This is a genomic window from Neptuniibacter sp. QD34_54 (genome assembly GCF_047778055.1).
Lineage (GTDB): Bacteria > Pseudomonadota > Gammaproteobacteria > Pseudomonadales > Balneatricaceae > Neptuniibacter.
In genome coordinates this window covers 979,499-997,034 of the sequence record NZ_CP180546.1, presented here as the reverse complement: position 1 = coordinate 997,034, position 17,536 = coordinate 979,499, and the positions used below count along the sequence as shown (strand labels likewise).

The window sequence follows — 17,536 nt, the reverse complement described above, 5'->3', positions numbered from 1 at the left end:
TCTCTCCACAAACAACGAACCCCTAGTATTCATGGGGCTTGTAGATCATTTTATTTAGGTTGGCCTAAAAGCTGCAATTTCTTGAGCAATAACAAAATTTTGCTCAGGAGATAGACCATGTGCTCTAAGTTTATTGCAACCACCCTGTTTACTTGCAGCCTTTTTTCACTGACAGGATGTACTGCAGCACTAAAAACCATGGATATAGGTTTTTTAGGCTCCGAAGACACACCTGTAGCAGAAGAAAGCATCAGCATAGACCAACTTCTCTCCCGTGCCCGCGGCGAGAAAGGTTACGCAGATAACCACGTCCCTCATGAACTTGTTTTACGCTTCGAGGATGACAGCGTGGCATTAGATGAAAATCAAAAAAATAACCTCAACGAATATGCCAATGCCCAGCCTTCAAAGCTCAGTGTCGAATGCTCACCGAGTGAAAGTTCAGATCGGTTTGTAGCGGTCGGTGTAGGTATCAACCGTTGTAACGCTGTTAGTAACTTCCTGGAAAAGCGCGCTAAGAAAACCGATATGCGCTTATCCCCTTCATTAGTGCCAAATCAGGTGCTTATCAAAAAAGCCAATAACCTAACGGTAGCCAACCATGATTCGTAGCGCATTAGTCAAAAACATCGCGTCCATTCTGTGGGCTGGATGGAGGCGTCGTTATTTAATCGCGCTGCCTATTTTGCTTATGCCATTTATTGGTTTGGCGATCGGCATTCTATCGCCTAAAAAATATGAAACAACCACCACTATCTTGTTTCAAGAAGCCTCTGAACATAATCCATTTCTAGAGGATCTATCGATCGCGACTAACCTTCGCCATCGTATGGAAGCACTCAACGCTCTTCTGCATAGCCGCCATATTCTTGCGGGCGTCGCTTGGCAACGCGAGATGATTACTGAAGAGATGGATGAGAAAGAGAAAGCCTACATCATCGGTCAGCTATCTAAATCTCTTACCGCAAAACTGGTCGGCGACAACCTGATTAAGATCTCTTACAAAGCCGAAGACAAAACACATATGAAAGAGACGTTGTCTGTGGTCAGTATGCGTTTTGTCGAGCGCGTCCTTGCGCCGCAACGTTCATCAATAGTTCAATCTGAAACCTTCCTCGCTAAAGAGCTAGAAACTCGAAAAGCGGATCTTCAAACTGCGGAAAAAGCATTAGCCGAATATAAAAATGAGTTCGCTAGCGAGCTACCGGCATTGCATGGTGCTAATGTCGCGCGCTTATCCAATCTGAAAGCCTATATCGCTGAACGCCGCATCGAGCTTGAAGGCGCTAAAGCCGCTCAAGCAAGCCTAGCGTTGCGCCTATCACAAACGAACCCAGTCGTCGGAAAAATTGAGGAAGCCATCATCAACGTGATGGCAGAGCTGACCCAACTTCGCGCTCGGTACACCGACGAGCACAGTCAAGTGCAGCATGTGCTTGCTCAGTTACAGTCTTTAGAAAGAGAGCGCAGCCGCATTTTAAAGAGTATGAAAGCTCTTAACCAAGGCGACCTCAATAAAGTAAAACTTGAACGCCTTTGGGCGATCGCCACTACCGCAACGACCAATGAATCAGAGCAAGGTGGCAATCAACACCCACTGCTTATTTCCCAGTTAGAGCGCCTTCAGCAAGCCGACGACCATATTGAACGTTTAAGCAAAGAGGTTAGCTCCTTAACTTCTGAGATAGAAAACCTACAAAACCGCGTGAATGGCTACGGCCAGCACGAGCGTCGTTTAAAAGAACTGGAGCGCGACATTCAGGTTCGCCAAAAAATCTATGAAGACTTAGCCGAACGTCATGAGATGGCCAGAGTGACTCGCTCACTTGGTAAAAATGAAGAGAGTGAACGGGTAAAACTGATCGATCCACCTTTTGAACCTTTGGCACCTATCAACCTTCCCCTTATCGCCTTTGTTATTGCCGGCGTTGTTGCGGGCATCGGACTTGGTTTTGGGCTCGCTGTAATCGCAGAAGTCCTCGATACCACCGTTCGTCGTAAAGACACCTTAACAGAGATGTTAAATGTCCCTGTGCTCGTTCGAATTCCGCCGCTTGAGAAAGATTTAAACGATATAGCATTGCAGGAGAGTACATCGTGAATACCGTAATCGTACAAATCGTCCAACATCTCCGCCCTGGCGGAATTGAGACTATGGCTTTAGACCTGTTAAACCAACTGAGCAATAAAGCCGATGTCTATATTTTTAGCTTAGAAGGCAGTTATGAAGAAGCGGTAAAAGAGTGGCCAAGACTGGAACAATACCGATCTCAACTGCAATTTTTCCACAAAAAAGAGGGCATCAGTCCGCGCTTATTTTTGCGTTTAAAAAGCGCATTAAAAGAGATCAACGCTACCGCTATTCATACTCACCATATCGGTCCTCTGCTTTACGGTGGCATAGCGGCGAAATTATTAAAACTACCTCATGTTCATACTGAACATGATGCTTGGCACCTGAATGCCTCCGCGAATAAACGTTTGCAAAATCACCTGATTCGCTTCCTGAAATTCACGCTAGTTGCAGACTGTGAAGCGGTAGCAAACGAGCTGTTACACCACTTCCCTAATAGTCGCCCTGATATTATTCAGAACGGCGTAGATACTACACACTTCAGCCCTCCAACCCCGATCGAAAAATTAAAAAGCAGGAAGCATTTAAACCTACCTGTACAAGGAGCCTTGCTAGGCTGTGCCGCAAGGCTTGAAGCCGTAAAAGGTCATGAGCTGCTGCTTAAATCCTTAAGTCATACGCATACTAACTTATCTCTGGTTTTAGCTGGGGATGGTTCCTTACTCGATCATCTAAAAAATGTCGCTTTTGAGCTGGGTATCAGGGATCGAGTGTTCTTCCTAGGCCATCTAGATGACACCCGCCCCTTCTATCACGCGATTGATATTTTCTGCCTCTCATCTCTTAACGAAGGTTTACCACTCTCACCATTAGAAGCTCAGGCCTGTGGAGTACCTGTGATCGTGACCGATGTTGGGGGGTGTAAAACCATTGTCTGTCCAGACTCGGGAGACCTTATTCCTCCCGGAAGCCTCATAGCACTGCAACATGCCATTTTACGCCAATATCTGATGCCTAAGCGCCACAGCCCAAGAGAGTTTGTCTTGAAGAAAGGCAACCTACATAAAACGGCTGAAGCTTACTTCCAACTACTTTCACAACCAAAGGAGGCATAACATGATTATCTTCCTATTGACTCTGTTTACCCTAAGTTGGGCCTTAATTATCTATCACCATATTGCTTATCCTCTGATCATGAATCAGTTGAATAAGACGCAAACTTCTAAGCAAGAGAAAGAAATAGAAGAAGAACCAAACTACCGAAGCCTTTGCATCTTTGTACCAGCATATAACGAAGCTGATTTCATTGCTGATAAGCTCAGAAATATCGCCAGTCTAGATTACCCAAGTGAGAAGCTTCACGTCATTATCGCCTGCGATGGCTGCAAAGATAGAACGGCAGAAGTCGCTCGCGAGGCTTTAACAGAACCTGAGCTAGCTCACTTAAACGTAAATATCCTCAACTTCCGAGAAAACCACGGCAAAGTAGCACTAATCAATCAAATTATTCCAAATATTGATGCCGAAATAGTGGCGTTAAGTGATGCTTCCGCGCTGATCTCATTTGATGCTTTAAAACTGGTTAATCACCACTTTAATAACCCTAAAACCGGTTTGGTGGCAGCCACCTACAAACTCTTATCCCCAGGAAGTGAGGGAGAAAAGCAGTATTGGAACTATCAAACTAAGCTCAAGCAAGGTGAAGCACGTATAGGTAGCACGATAGGTGTGCATGGCGCTTTGTATTTTATCCGCCAAACCTTATTCACTCCGTTACAGGTGGATACGATCAATGATGATTTCATTCTGCCTATGCAGATCATTGAGCAAGGTTACGAAGGTAAATATGACAGCGATCTAATCGGCCTAGAATTAGAAGCGTCTTCCCTCGATATGGATCATAAACGCCGTATTCGTATCGCCGCGGGGAACCTACAACAGGTACTCAGACTAACTAAGCTACTATCACCAAGCTTTGGTGGAACAGCCTTTAGCTTCTTTTCCGGTAAAGCGCTACGAGGCCTGATGCCGCTGATCTTGCTCGCTCAGTTTGTATTGTGCGGTTTGCTAGCGCTCTATCTAGATGCTTTTGCTATCTTCACTGCACTACAACTGCTAGGCATTGGACTAGCACGCCTATCCACACTGATTCCCGAAAACAAAACTCCAACTCATATCTTATATAAACCTTTCAAACTCGGATTTTATGTCATAAACGGTTACTACAACGGCCTTACTGGATGCCTTCGCTATCTAGCCGGATTAGAAAAAGGTCATTGGAAATCAGTTAGAGATTAATGCCATATAAGGAGATATCACCATGAACAGTTATATTCCAACACCCGTAATTTTTGCTAAACGTTTGATGGATATAGTGGTTGCAATCACAGGGCTCATTATTTGCCTGCTTCTATACCCTTTTATCGCATTGGCCACTTACATTAGCTCTCCCGGTCCTATTCTGTTTAAGCAGCTACGCATTGGACATGCCAATGGCGAAAAAACAGAGCTCTTCTGGATGTATAAGTTCCGAACCATGCGCTTAGATGCAGAAGCAATTTCCGGGGCCACTTGGGCGACCGAAGATGACCCAAGAGTTACACCGGTAGGACGCTTTTTACGGAAAACCCGCTTGGATGAGCTACCACAGTTTTTTAATGTCCTAAAAGGCGATATGTCGTTGATTGGCCCGCGTCCAGAACGTCCAGGCTTCTATCAAAAACTAGAGCAAGCTATTCCTTTCTTTGCAGAACGAACTTGGGGGATCAAACCGGGTATTACTGGCCTCGCTCAGGTTAATCAAGGTTACGACCGCACCATCGATGATGTGCGCTCCAAGGTTGCCTTTGATCATGCCTACGCACTCAGTCTTGGAAGTTTAGTTGGCTGGCTCCGTTCGGATTTGGGCATCATGTTTAAAACCCTCATCGTAATGGTTTGTGGACGGGGACAATAAGCATGGACACAGGATAAACGCTCAGAGTTAACCCAAACCTTCAGCTCTGAGCTCACCCGATTCCACCAATAGAGCGATCAAAATAGGTTTTACAATTTGATTCTCAAAATGAGAATAGTGAACTACATTCTCATTAAAATAGATCCAAACAATAACAAACCCCCTATAAATCAAAGCGTTAACTCTCTGGCATAGGTATTGCTCCTTCTTAGTTATAACTGACATAAGGAGAATCGTTATGCCAACTTTAGAAGCTGTACAAAATGAACTACACCTAGAGATTGAAGGATCATTAGACGCCCTTGCCGTAGAAATTCTTCGACCAAAATTCGATGAATTAATACAGGATCAATCTGACGTAGTACTTAACTTAGGAAAAATTGAGTTTATCGATTCTTCCGGTATTGGTGCCATTGTCTTCTTATTCAAACGCTTACGTTCAAAAGAACGAACATTAAGCCTTTGTGGTGTTCATGGTCAGCCTCTAGAGCTGCTGAAACACCTACGTATTGATCAATCGATCACTGTTCAGGACTGAGGCCAGAACAATGAAATTGATCTCACTATTACTGTTACACACAACGCTACTGACCTCTTCCGGCTGCTTCTACTTAGTGCCGGAAGGCGAAGGCGGAGTGGCGGAGCGCTTCCCAATTAAAAATGAAGTCCCCACTCTGCAATCTAGGCTAAAAAAGTGCGAAGCGGTCATTAGTGAACACAATTTAGATGGCAAACAAGACCAATACCCAGCGATCTATCAAGAGATTCAATTGCTGGTCACCCGTAGCAGAAGACTGTATGAGGCGAATTACCTTATGCAAGCACAGCTACCTTTAGAGCAAGCAGAAAAGTTACTGCAAATTTTAGAGAACCAAGCTGCTTCCTTAAGAGTGAAAAGTCATTGCAACCAACAGCTAACTCAGGAGGCATGCATATGATCCCTCTAATCAGAACACTCATCTTATTTGTACTTTTCAGCGGTAACCTTTGGGCTGAAACACTTCGCCCAGGAGACATGATTCAGATAAAACTACCGGGTGAAAGCGCATTTGAACAAAGCTTTCAGTTGGACCAACAGGGACAGATCGTTTTGCCTGAGATTGGTGCGATCAACCTCGAAGGCCGCAACTTAGGTGAAGCCAAAGCCCTGCTTAAAAATCGCCTTGGAAGCGTTTATAAGGATCTATCAAAATTTGATATTTCTCTGCAGGAACGCCGCCTTTCAGTCACTGTATTAGGCTATGTAAAAACGCCAGGTGCAGTAGATCTTCCTATTAATTCCAACGTCCAAATGGCGATTAACAAAGCCGGTGGTCTTGCACAAGGTGCACAACTCAACAAATTGCAGATCCGCAGAAACAATAAGCTGATCGAATTTGATTACAAACGTTATTTAGACAGTGGTGATCCTAGCTCCCTACCCGATCTAAATCCTATGGATGTAATCTTTGTGCCAGCATCTCCACTGATCGGTAATGTCCAGGTCGATTTCGATGCCCGCACACTGACTGCATCTGGTGATGCCGGTAAAAACGGTGAATCGGTAAAAGTATTTGGTGAGGTTCATCGCCCAGGTACCTTTGCCTATAAAGAAAAAGCATCAGTAATGGATCTAATAATGCGTGCTGGTGGTGTAACACGTTATGCCGGTATCGAGCAGATTCGTGTTATCCACAACGGTCAGCCTTTCCCATTCAACATGCGTGAATATCTAGATACGGGTAACCCTGCCCTTATGCCTGAAATTCATCAGGGTGATGTGATCTTTATCCCTCAAGCAACCGAGCAAGTTCAGAGTGGCTCTCGTACTGTTTATGTCATGGGTGAAGTTTTCAAACCCGGTGCTATGGAGATGGGTGAAGAAAGTGGTTTCTACGATCTATTAGCGACTGCAGGTGGTCCAACGCGTTTTGCTGAAACCCGTCAGATTCGCATTATCCGTGCTGATGGCCAAGTCGTTCCTTTTGACTTACAAGGCTATGTCGATGGTCAACGTCGCGGCAGTTTGCCTGAAATTCTTCCGGGTGATGCGATCCTTGTACCCGAAAAAACCGATATGAATGAGAAAAGCTGGTTAAAGGTACATCCAAATAGAGCCGTTAAAATTATTGGTGCGGTCAGAAGACCAGGCCGCTATGAGTGGGCATCAGAGATGACCATGATGGATCTGATTGCCCATGCCGGTGGCCCTATTGCCAGTGCCGATACAGCTCACCTACAGATTCTGCAGAATCGTGGTAACGGCGTCACTGAGTCTGTTAGTTTTGACCTAAAACATTTCCTAGATAAAGGTGGTGATATTCGCCAGATCCCACGAATTCGCGCCGGTGATACTGTGGTGATCCCAGAACTACCTAAAGACCCAAATGACAACCGCTCACAGTGGGTAAGACAATCTAGCGACCGTTCTATTTATATCTTTGGTGAAGTCGGTGCGCCTGGCCGTTACGCATTTAACAATGAACTAAACTTCCTTGATATTTTGTCCGCAGCACAAGGCCCTACTGGTTTGGCTGATCTATCTAGTGTGCGTATTACTCACCGTAAGCAGGGTAAAACTGAAGTAAGCCATCTTAATCTACACAACTATTTTCAAACAGGTGATGAAACTCTGCTGCCTACAGTGAAAAACGAAGATGTGATCTTTATCCCGAAACGTGACCGCGCATGGTTAGAAAAGCCAAAAGAAACCGTAGTTAGAGTACTAGGTGCGGTTGCTCGCCCTGGTCGCTATAGCTTTGATGACAATATGACCGTCTTGGATCTGTTAGCCGAAGCCGGCGGTCCACTAAACAGCGCTCTGCAGGATCGAATTATGGTGATTAACCGCATTGATGGTGAAGCACATTCGCGTCTATTTGACCTAGTCGATTTTGCAAAAACCGGTGATTATCGCGACCTTCCAGTTATACGCTCAGGCGACACATTATATGTACCAGGTCGAGAACAAAGTACTTGGTATCGATTTGTCAGCACCTTACAGGAATCAGTCACTGTTATATCGTTTGCCACATTAGTAGGTCTGTAAAGGAGAAAAGGGATGTTAGCTTTGCATAGACATAGTGCAATAGAAACCGTATACGCGAGAGTTCTGCGTCAGAATCTACAACAATTTACCATCTGTAGTACCCAATCTGACGCAGGCAATACCTCCCTAGCCTTAGCCGTAGCCACAAGGGCAGCAAAGGCAGGTAAACGGGTTTTGTTGATAGAGCTCAATCCTAGTAGCCCACAACTAGTTACTTGGCTGTCACTTAAAAATACTGAGTGGTTACCTTTAACCGGTCACTGGGAACATGCTGCACAAGAAACTGACGTACCGGGCTTGATGGTTTTAAACTGCCCGGTGCAATCGAGCCATTGTGTCGAATTTAGGGATCTAGAAACATTGAAACTGTTTTTTAACAGCTGCCTAAATCTGTTCGATATGGTTATCTGCGACAGTGCTCCGGTTCTAACTGAAAAATCACAACTTCAAAACGACAACCATCTGCCAGTAGATATTATCTGTTCAGCAAGCAAAGCAACTCTGTTAAATATTGTGACCGGGCGAACTACTGAATCACAGGTTGATGAAGCAAGAGAAACGTTAAAAAATAGTGGAGCTATTCTGGCAGGGGTCATTATGAATGACCGTTTCGCCCCGTCTCTGCAACAAGAATTAATCCGGGAAACCTATCGGTTTGAAAAAAGATTTCCCAAACTTATGCGTTACTTGCGAGAACGCTTTAGTCACATGACTTTATTGAATCAGGAGCTCTAACTATCCACCCGTTCCAGCAAGATCAGTGTTAGATCATCATTAGGAGCAGACAGGTTCAAACGTGCTTGCAGCAGATGATCAGCCGCTGCCGCTAAAGGTAATTGACGACTACGTTCAATAACTGCTTTTAGCTCTTTTGGCATCTCAACCGCCGCATCGTTAAAACCATCTGAATAGAGCAAAACCCTATCGCTGACCTCTAGAGAAAAGCACGCTTGTTGATAGCCCTCAATCCCCATACCGAGCATCGGCGACTTAGCCTCAATGTCTTTTATCTCGGTATCACTAAACAAGATAGGGCTCGGATGGCCGGCATTGATAATGGCTACCTCGCCCTCAGGTGATAAGGTCATTGCCGCCATAGTAGCCAAGGTTTCTTTGAGGACCGGATCTTCATCAAAACCTAAAGCTAATTGATTAAACAAGGCGGGTAATTCTATACCCATCGAAGAGTAAGCAGAGCAAAGCCCTCTTAAATAGCCAGCAAGGGCGTAAGAGAACCCTTTCGCTGAAAGGCCATGCCCCATTAAATCGGCAAATAGAAATAGAGATCGATCCTTTTGTGGATAAAACTGAACTAAATCCCCACCTCCTGCTTCTGGATTGACGGTCCTTAACTCGATCTCATAACCTTGGATCTTCTTAGGAAGACTTGGTCGTAATCCTAGCGTGACCTTTTGATCTACCTCTTGATGTATCTGCGCACTCAGGTGCTCGCGCCTGCAAACGACCCTTTGGATCGTACTCAGCAGTTGCTCTCTACTAACCGGCTTGGAAAGCAAATCATCAATTGGACGCCTTAGGGCTTTGTTCAACAGTTCCGGTTCGATACAACCAGTCACATAGATAAACGCAGTATCAGCAACATCGGGGATATGGGAGATTTTGTCGAATAAGGCGGGGCCGTCTGCTTGTGGCATGTGGATATCACACACTACCAGATCAGGTTTATATTTGAGAACAGCTTGAAACGCCTCTGCCACAGAGGCAGCGCTCAGCACTTTATATTGAGATAGTAGGTATTGCTCGATCACTAAGCGATAAGCAGGATCATCATCAACGACTAGCACGGTAAGGGCTGATTCAGCCTGTGGCCTCGATTGACGCAAGACCATAACGTTACAGGCATCATCACGATAACAGGCTGGTACATAGTGCATATCATCAAAGTAATGGGCTAATAGCTTTAACCCCATACCGCTCTCAGCAGCGATTAGATCCTCCGGATCATCAAGCATTTGACTAAACTGACTAAAGCTCGGGCCGTTATCACGCAGTTCTAGCCAGTAATCAAATTGATCACGCATTAATGTCAGAACAACTTCAGTCGGCTTTGGATCGGGGTAACGCGATAGATTAACAATTAACTCTGCAGTCGCTAACAAGAATGCATCTCTGTTTTTACACTCCAATTGCTCCAGCAGCGTACCGAGTTCTTCACGTACTCTACGCGCTTCTTCCAGCTGAGGTTGCAAATGCCATTCGCCTAATAATTCTGTCATTTCCCTGCCCAAACCGATATCGGATAAAATTCAATCACTTGGTGCTTGTAACAGCCTACCCTGTAGCATAGGCTAAAGGTAGGTTTTTGGTTGGAGAGGACGTCCTATGCCCGTACCTGAAGTTAATCGTATTCTGCTAGTTGAAGATGATGTTTCCATGGCGGCGGTTTACCGCAGCTACCTCACTGGTTTGCCATACCAGATTCACCATGAAGAAACAGGTGCAGGAGCATTAGCAGCCTTAGATAATGAGAGCTTCGGCGGTATTCTCCTCGATCTCAGTTTACCCGATATGAACGGGATAGAAATTCTCGAAAAGATAAATCAAGAAGAGATCACTACCGAAGTCATTGTCACTACAGGCGATTGCTCGATGAATACCGCTATCGAAGCGATGCGACTGGGTGCGCGGGATTATCTGGTCAAGCCGTTCAGCAAAGACCGTTTAGTTACCACACTCAATAACACCTTCGAAAGCCAAAAACTCAAACGAATTGTTGAAACCTATCGAGAAGAGATTGATCGTCACAACTTCTGTGGCTTTATTGGTTCTTCTCTATCGATGCAGCGGGTCTATCAAGTCATCGATAGCGCGGCGAGCTCAAAAGCTACCATTTTTATCACTGGCGAAAGTGGTACAGGTAAGGAGGTCTGCGCAGAAGCAATCCACCAGCGGAGTGAACGCCAAAAATCCCCTTTTATTGCTCTAAACTGTGGCGCTATCCCAAAAGACCTTATTGAAAGCGAAATCTTCGGTCATAAAAAAGGCGCTTTTACTGGAGCCGTTAGTGATCGAGATGGTGCTGCCAGCGCCGCAAATGGCGGTACTCTGTTCCTTGATGAAATCTGTGAAATGGAGCTTGCTCTTCAATCCAAGCTACTGCGTTTTTTACAGACCGGCACCCTACAAAAAGTCGGCAGTGATAAAACCGAAAAGGTTGATGTTCGCATTGTCTGCGCAAGTAACAAAGATCCGCTCGCTGAAGTTCAAGCAGGTAACTTCCGCGAAGATCTGTATTACCGATTACACGTTCTGCCGATCCACCTTCCGCCTCTACGAGAACGAGAGAATGACGTTATTGAGATAGCCCAAAGCTTCTTAACTCAGTATGCCGAAGAGGAAGGTAAAGGCTTTAAGCGCTTTGAACCTGAAACAGAGCTTATTTTAAGCAACTACGATTGGCCGGGTAATGTGCGTCAGTTACAAAACGTTGTCCGAAATATTGTGGTACTACACAACGGTGATGAAGTTACTCAAGCTATGTTACCTGCTCCATTGGATAGCTGTATCAAACCAGTGCAATCGGCAGCAGTACATAGCATGGCTGCTGCAACCCCAGAACCTATGGCTGCGGCACCCGCATTTGTAGCTTCAGATATATCAAGCCCAGTTCAGGATCAACTGTCAGAGTTAATCAGACCAATGGCAGATGTAGAACGTGAAGCAATTGAACGAGCCATCGATCTTTGTGGGGGCAATATTCCAACAGCAGCACACTATCTGAAAATCAGCGCTGCTACCATCTATCGGAAACGTAATAGTTGGAAAGAAAACGCTTAAGCTTTTCTTTCCAATATAAACTGATCTAAACAATCTAAGCTTTGCTGAGCGAGCGCAAGAAAATCAAGCAACGATCCTCTTGCGCATCCACCCTCTCGACATACCTTCTCAAGACTTCTGGCTTTCTTAGATAGGGCCATCAAGCCGTACAGTGCTGAGCTACTACCGATCGTATGGAGGTTGCGTTCGAGTAATGCATCATCGATATCTGGGTTAGAAAGCTCCTCTAGCCTTTTATCGACATCCTCTTTGAACACATTGACCAGTTGGGGTAGAACTTCTTCAGAGGTATCACGTGCTAACTGATTCACATAGTCAGGTTCAAGCAGCTCTGTGCCATCATCTGTAACCACTGAGTCGATACTCTGTTTACTTGAATCAACTTTGTAAGTAGCCAATAAAGGTGAAATGACCTGAACCAGCACTTTTTTATCTAATGGCTTTTCCAGATAACCTGACATCTGATATTGATTTATCTTTTCTCTGTCTTCAGGCATGACGTACGCAGTAAAAGCGATGATCGGTGTACAGTCCCAATCATCTCGCAAACGCATTTTTTTTGTTGTCTCATAGCCATCCATATCGGGCATGGATATATCCATTAAGATCAATTGGAACCGACCGGGCTGGTAGGCTTCAATCGCCTCAGCACCACTGGATACACAAACCGTTTTAAGTCCTAAGGCTACCAACATATGTTCAACAACAATCCGATTAGTCGCACTATCATCGACCACTAAAACAGAAGCATTAAATCTAACATCACCGGTGACTGCTGCGCTGTTAGCTGGAACTGCTGATTCAACAACAGCTAGAGAGAAGCTAAATGTGCTACCTTTACTCGGTTCACTGCTAAATTGCAGTTCGCCACCCAGTAAATTCACCAGCTTTTGGCTAATTGAAAGGCCTAAACCTGTACCCTCATATGGACGATTTTGCGTATTGCTGATGGTGGTGAATTCAGAAAAAATCTGTCCTTGTTCATCCCAAGGAATACCTATGCCGGTATCAACCACTTTAAAGCCCAAACGGTAGTCAGATTGTAAATTTACTTGGAGGCTGACCTCACCATAATCCGTAAATTTAATCGCATTGCTGAGCAGGTTTAACAGTATCTGGCGCAATCGTTGTTCATCTATTTCAATCCAATCAGGTACTGACGGATCAATCTGAAAATTGAGTACAATAGATTTCTCTTCCACCCGCGGCATCAGTAACTGCTCAAGCTGACTTAGTAGCAAGCGCAAGTTACAAGGCGCTGGAACTATTTCTAGTTTATCTGCTTCTATTTTCGAGAAATCGAGAATATCCGAGATAATAGTGAGTAAGCCTTGCCCCGACGCTAAAGCGCTTTCTACAAACTTAGATTGGGAGCCATCAAGTTGCGTATCTTGTAGTAGTTGAAGTAGCCCTAAAACACCGTTTAAAGGCGTGCGAATCTCATGACTCATCATTGCCAAGAAACGTCCTCTAGCGCTATTTGCACGGTTCGCTTCGGATACCGCTTTTTCAAGAGAAAATTGGGTTTGCTTTAACTCGCTGATATTTAGATGGGAAACGATAATTGCACCGTTATCCGCTTGCGTCTCATGGATCTCAATCCATACATTTGGCTGAAGCTCGTATTGCTTAATGATCGGAAGTGATGCGTGTAACGCTAGCTGATGTTCTATCCACTGTTCAGGGTTGTTCTGAGCTTCGCAAAACAGCCCTTTTTCTACACAGTTTCGAAAAAATGACTCATAGGTGACACTGCCGGAAAGATCGACACCATATTCGCTGTATAGATTTCTAAATTGACGATTAAATCTAAGTAACTTGTCTCCAGCTCCAAACAGCGCAAAACCATCTTGCGCCATTTCTAACGCCCCGATGAGCAGTTCATTCTCACTTTCTGCACTAACTCGACGGCTAATATCTCTGATCATTCCCAAAAATTTTGAATGCCCTTCAATCTCCATTTCCGTGACACTCAATTCTATCGGGAACACCTCACCGTTTTTTCGTACACCAACAAGTCTTCTCTGATTCCCTAAAAGCTCTTTTAAACCATCCCCTGTATTGTTAACTAAGTAATAGTCATATTGACTTCGATAAGGCTCAGGCAATAAAAGAGAGAAATCCCTACATCTCAGATCATTTTTGGAATAACCAAAAATCCTTTCAATAGCTTTATTTGCTGATGCAATTTTTCCCAGATCATCAATGGTAACAATACCATCGATAACCGTGTCTAAAATAACCTGTAGCTGGGTAGCAGTAGCTTTGGGAGATAGGTCAGTCGCAGTTGCCAAGACATTATGTTGGACTGAAGGTGACTCAGCTTTCAAATTTGTTTGCGAAAGCGATATATGTAGGTGCTCTACAAGCTCTTGGTTACTCCAAGGCTTCGCTAAGAATTTATGAACAACACCACTATGAACAGCTTTAAGAACCGTATCAAAATCAGAATGCCCACTCAGTATAATCCGCTTAGTGTCAGGCCATTTAGCTTCCACCTTAGTTAGCATCTCAGTACCTGATAATCCCGGCATTCGATAATCAGATAAAATAATCTCTGCTCTGTTTTCACTAAGCCATTGTAGAGCGTCCTCCCCAGATGAAGCCGTTGCGAAAGTGATATCTGCTCGGCGCATCAAACGCTGTAAAGAAGCCAAGATATGGGGTTCATCATCTACCAACAGTACCTGAACATCCATACATCACCCTTTACTTGGCCATTACTTTTGAGAAACGTATATTTCTAACGCTTCTTCTAAGTTAAATTCCATTTCTCGAATTCGTTCGATGGCGACTTCATCGAGATCCTGATCTGCGCTGAGTAGTAAAATCCCTTCCTGACTAATCAGATCACGGCTTAGCTTCATGCCCTCTCGTAATTGTTCACTGGATACCTGTTTATCATTTAGAACATCACCAGTTTTAGACAACCCCTCTATGACCTCTGACAGAACCTCAACCACATCTTGGTTATAACGTTCAACGGCTGTGGTCTGCATATAACGAATCGCTTCCGATGTACTGTACTGACGCTCATCATATAAGCCAGAAACCATCTCAACATAATCGTTCACTACACAAAGAATTTGCGCACGGATCGAAATTTGATCGCCTTTTAAACCTTTAGGGTAACCACTACCATCAAGATACTCTTTATGCTGAAGAATGATCTGTCCTGCAGGGTATAGAGGCTTCACTAACAACAACGCCGCTTGCGCTAATAGAGGGTATTGTTGAAAAGTTCGCTGTTGCTCTGTTTCCATCGTTAGGTAAGGATTTTTTAAAAGCTCATCTGAAAAACTCAGTTTACCGATCTGACGTAATTGCCAAGCATAATAAAGCTGCTTGAGTTCTTGCCCCTCTAAACCAAATTTTTTCGCAACAGCCACCAGTACCTGATTAAGCTTACGGTTTTCTTTTGTGGCTTTAATACCTAATCGGCGAGCCGTTTGGGTAGAGAACATACGAACAACCGAACGATAGCTATCTTTAATTCGGTCATTTGCCATTTTAAGTTGACGAGTACGCTCTTGGACTTTGCTGTCTAAGGATCGGTTAAGTGCTTCTAACTGTTCATTCTTTTCTTGGGTTTCCTGCTGAAGTCGTTCATTTTCTTGCTGCAAACTCGCTAATCGAAAACCCTTTTCCACCATTTTTATGACATCGCTGTCTTCCCAAGGCTTCAGCAAAAACCGACTCACTTTACCACGATTAATAGCGTCAATAGCGGCTTGTGCTTCGGCATAACCGGAAATAACAATCCGCTCTATATCAGGAAATTCTTTTGCCGCTTTCTCGAGAAACTCTTCACCGCCCATTTCGGGCATACGCATATCACTGACTAAGATATCGACCGTATTTTCACGCAATATTTCCAATGCTTCATTTGGAGAAACGGTAGTAAGGACTTTGCACTTTAAAGGTCTTAATAAGCGTTTAAGGGAATTAAGAACGGCCTGCTCATCATCAACTAGTAAAATTGTATTATTCGGATAGCTCATAACCTATTTTTACTCCTTTACTAGGTCGTGCGATTCAGTCTGCTTCGGCAGGGAAGGTGCCTTAGTTAGTATGGGTAGTGCCAAGGTAAAACAAGTCCCTTTACCTGGCTCGCTGTCCACCAAAATATCACCGTTATGTTCTTCAACAATAATTCCATAAGAGATCGATAAGCCAAGTCCAGTTCCTTCACCCACCTTCTTGGTAGTAAAGAAAGGGTCAAACAATTTATCTATCTGTTCCTTCGCGATTCCATGCCCCGAGTCTTTAATCTTGATCTCAATTCGATCTTGATTAACCTTGGAGCTCACAGCAATCGTACCGGTATCTGTAATTGCCTGTCCTGCATTGACCAATAAATTCAACAGTACTTGCTTAATTTTACCTGGTAAACAATACGTTAACGGAATATCAGCTAAATCAGTTGCTAGTTTGCAGTGGTATTTCAATTCATTATTCACAACCTTTAAGGTTGCTTCAATACAGTCATTCAGATTACAAAGTTCGTACTTTTCAACTGGATCAACATGGGAAAATGCTTTTAACCCCTGGACAATATCTTTAACCCGGGCGGACCCTTCTTTGGTATCTTTGAGCAGTTCATCCAGATCTTCATTCATAAATTCAAAATCAAGCTCTTCCTGAAATTCCTTAAGTTGAGCAATAAGACTATCTCGCTTTTCACCCTCGGGGGTCTCTATGATCTCTTGATGTGCAGCAAGTAATTGACGATAGTTATTTGCGTAGAGCTCTAAAGTGCCAATATTACTAATAACAAACCCCATGGGGTTGTTTATCTCGTGAGCAACGCCTGCCGCCAGCACGCCAATAGAGGCCATTTTCTCTGACTGTAGCAATTTAGCTTGCGCTTCTTTTATCTCTTTATTGGCCTGTTCCAACTGTTCGTTCTTAACCACTAACTCCTTAGTACGCGCCTTAACCCTTTCCTCAAGGGAGCGATTGAGTTCTGTCAGTTGTACTTCAAACTCATCTCTACGTGCACTCGCTTCATGCAGATTACTCGCCATCGCATTAAAAGCGATGGCTACATCAGCCACTTCATCTCGGCCTTTAACCGGTACCTTAACTTCGAAATCACCAACTGAAATAAGCTCAGCAGCTTGGGTCAGCACCTTAAGCTGGCGCGTCAGATAAGTTCCTAATATCAAAGAAAACAGAGCCACCAGTCCCATTTCGATAGCAGCAATCAAAGCACTGCGCTGCTCGGCCTCTTCAATCGTTTTATTTAGACTGTTGATATCTAGCCCTAACTCCACTCGGCCGTAAACTTGCCCCCCTTCAGAGATCTCGGCGTAAGTATCAAAAATACCGTCTTCAACAGTCGAAACGGATTGATCCGAGGAAAAGGGCTTCGACAACACATCTGCACTGCCTTTTTCAGCAAACACTATATTTTCTGGCCCGAGAACTCTTGCGTAAACGAGATCAGGGTTAATCATTACCTCAGAAACAAAGGCTTCCAACGAGGCTAAGTCGTAACTTAGCACTGCGTCTTTAGTCGTCGTCGCAAACAAAGTCGCTGTTGTATGAGCACGCTTACTTAAACCTTCATAGTTTGTGGTACGAAGATAATCTAAGGTCATGCTAATCAGCAGCAACAGCAATAATGCTTCTATGGTGGCGATACCCAGTATCGTTTTGAGTCGAAGAGACACGGCTA

The 17,536-nt window shown here is 44.3% G+C and carries 14 protein-coding genes; 10 read left to right on the top strand and 4 right to left on the bottom strand.

The window, feature by feature from the left end; all coding sequences use genetic code 11:
• The first annotated feature begins 117 nt into the window (after positions 1-117).
• From ACMXYP_RS04300 to ACMXYP_RS04260, 9 genes are all read left to right on the top strand, one after another.
• Complete coding sequence (locus tag ACMXYP_RS04300) at positions 118-612, top strand: hypothetical protein (protein ID WP_415883780.1); 495 nt, start codon at positions 118-120, stop codon at positions 610-612.
• Complete coding sequence (locus ACMXYP_RS04295; RefSeq protein ID WP_415883779.1) at positions 602-2,101, top strand: GumC family protein; 1,500 nt, start codon at positions 602-604, stop codon at positions 2,099-2,101. Before ACMXYP_RS04300 ends, ACMXYP_RS04295 begins: the two co-directional genes overlap by 11 nt.
• Entirely contained in the window at positions 2,098-3,189 is a 1,092-nt protein-coding gene (locus tag ACMXYP_RS04290; protein ID WP_415883778.1) for a glycosyltransferase, read from the top strand. The genes ACMXYP_RS04295 and ACMXYP_RS04290 overlap by 4 nt, the downstream gene beginning before the upstream one ends.
• Before the next feature lies 1 nt (position 3,190).
• The gene (locus ACMXYP_RS04285) at positions 3,191-4,372 is read left to right on the top strand and encodes a glycosyltransferase family 2 protein (RefSeq protein WP_415883777.1); all 1,182 of its coding nucleotides are present in this window, start codon (positions 3,191-3,193) and stop codon (positions 4,370-4,372) included.
• Between the two features lie 22 nt (positions 4,373-4,394).
• Positions 4,395-5,030 (top strand): sugar transferase, encoded by a 636-nt coding sequence (locus tag ACMXYP_RS04280; RefSeq protein WP_415883776.1) that lies wholly within the window; start codon positions 4,395-4,397, stop codon positions 5,028-5,030.
• Between the two features lie 238 nt (positions 5,031-5,268).
• The gene (locus ACMXYP_RS04275; protein ID WP_415883775.1) at positions 5,269-5,568 is read left to right on the top strand and encodes an STAS domain-containing protein; all 300 of its coding nucleotides are present in this window, start codon (positions 5,269-5,271) and stop codon (positions 5,566-5,568) included.
• Positions 5,569-5,578: 10 nt separating this feature from the next.
• Entirely contained in the window at positions 5,579-5,968 is a 390-nt protein-coding gene (locus ACMXYP_RS04270) for a hypothetical protein (RefSeq protein ID WP_415883774.1), read from the top strand.
• Positions 5,965-8,058, top strand: a complete 2,094-nt coding sequence (locus ACMXYP_RS04265; RefSeq protein WP_415883773.1) for an SLBB domain-containing protein — start codon at positions 5,965-5,967, stop codon at positions 8,056-8,058. Before ACMXYP_RS04270 ends, ACMXYP_RS04265 begins: the two co-directional genes overlap by 4 nt.
• A 12-nt stretch (positions 8,059-8,070) precedes the next feature.
• Positions 8,071-8,793: a hypothetical protein gene (locus tag ACMXYP_RS04260; protein ID WP_415883772.1), complete on the top strand. Its 723-nt coding sequence runs from the start codon at positions 8,071-8,073 to the stop codon at positions 8,791-8,793.
• On the opposite strand, the gene ACMXYP_RS04255 is transcribed toward ACMXYP_RS04260, so the two are convergent.
• The gene (locus ACMXYP_RS04255; protein WP_415883771.1) at positions 8,790-10,295 is read right to left on the bottom strand and encodes a SpoIIE family protein phosphatase; all 1,506 of its coding nucleotides are present in this window, start codon (positions 10,293-10,295) and stop codon (positions 8,790-8,792) included. The two genes, ACMXYP_RS04260 and ACMXYP_RS04255, sit on opposite strands and share 4 nt — an antisense overlap.
• A gap of 106 nt (positions 10,296-10,401) precedes the next feature.
• Here ACMXYP_RS04255 and ACMXYP_RS04250 point away from each other — a divergent pair, with 106 nt between their 5' ends.
• Positions 10,402-11,856 carry a sigma-54-dependent transcriptional regulator gene (locus ACMXYP_RS04250; protein WP_415883770.1) on the top strand — a complete coding sequence of 485 codons (1,455 nt, stop codon included), beginning with the start codon at positions 10,402-10,404 and terminating at the stop codon, positions 11,854-11,856.
• Here ACMXYP_RS04250 and ACMXYP_RS04245 read toward each other — a convergent pair.
• Genes ACMXYP_RS04245 through ACMXYP_RS04235 form a run of 3 tightly spaced genes read right to left on the bottom strand, consistent with a single transcriptional unit; the run spans position 11,853 to position 17,531 of the window.
• On the bottom strand, positions 11,853-14,555 hold the full coding sequence (locus ACMXYP_RS04245; protein ID WP_415883769.1) for a response regulator: 2,703 nt from the start codon (positions 14,553-14,555) through the stop codon (positions 11,853-11,855). The two genes, ACMXYP_RS04250 and ACMXYP_RS04245, sit on opposite strands and share 4 nt — an antisense overlap.
• Before the next feature lie 21 nt (positions 14,556-14,576).
• Positions 14,577-15,857 carry an HD domain-containing phosphohydrolase gene (locus tag ACMXYP_RS04240; protein WP_415883768.1) on the bottom strand — a complete coding sequence of 427 codons (1,281 nt, stop codon included), beginning with the start codon at positions 15,855-15,857 and terminating at the stop codon, positions 14,577-14,579.
• Between the two features lie 9 nt (positions 15,858-15,866).
• On the bottom strand, positions 15,867-17,531 hold the full coding sequence (locus ACMXYP_RS04235) for a sensor histidine kinase (protein ID WP_415883767.1): 1,665 nt from the start codon (positions 17,529-17,531) through the stop codon (positions 15,867-15,869).
• Between the last annotated feature and the right edge of the window lie 5 nt (positions 17,532-17,536).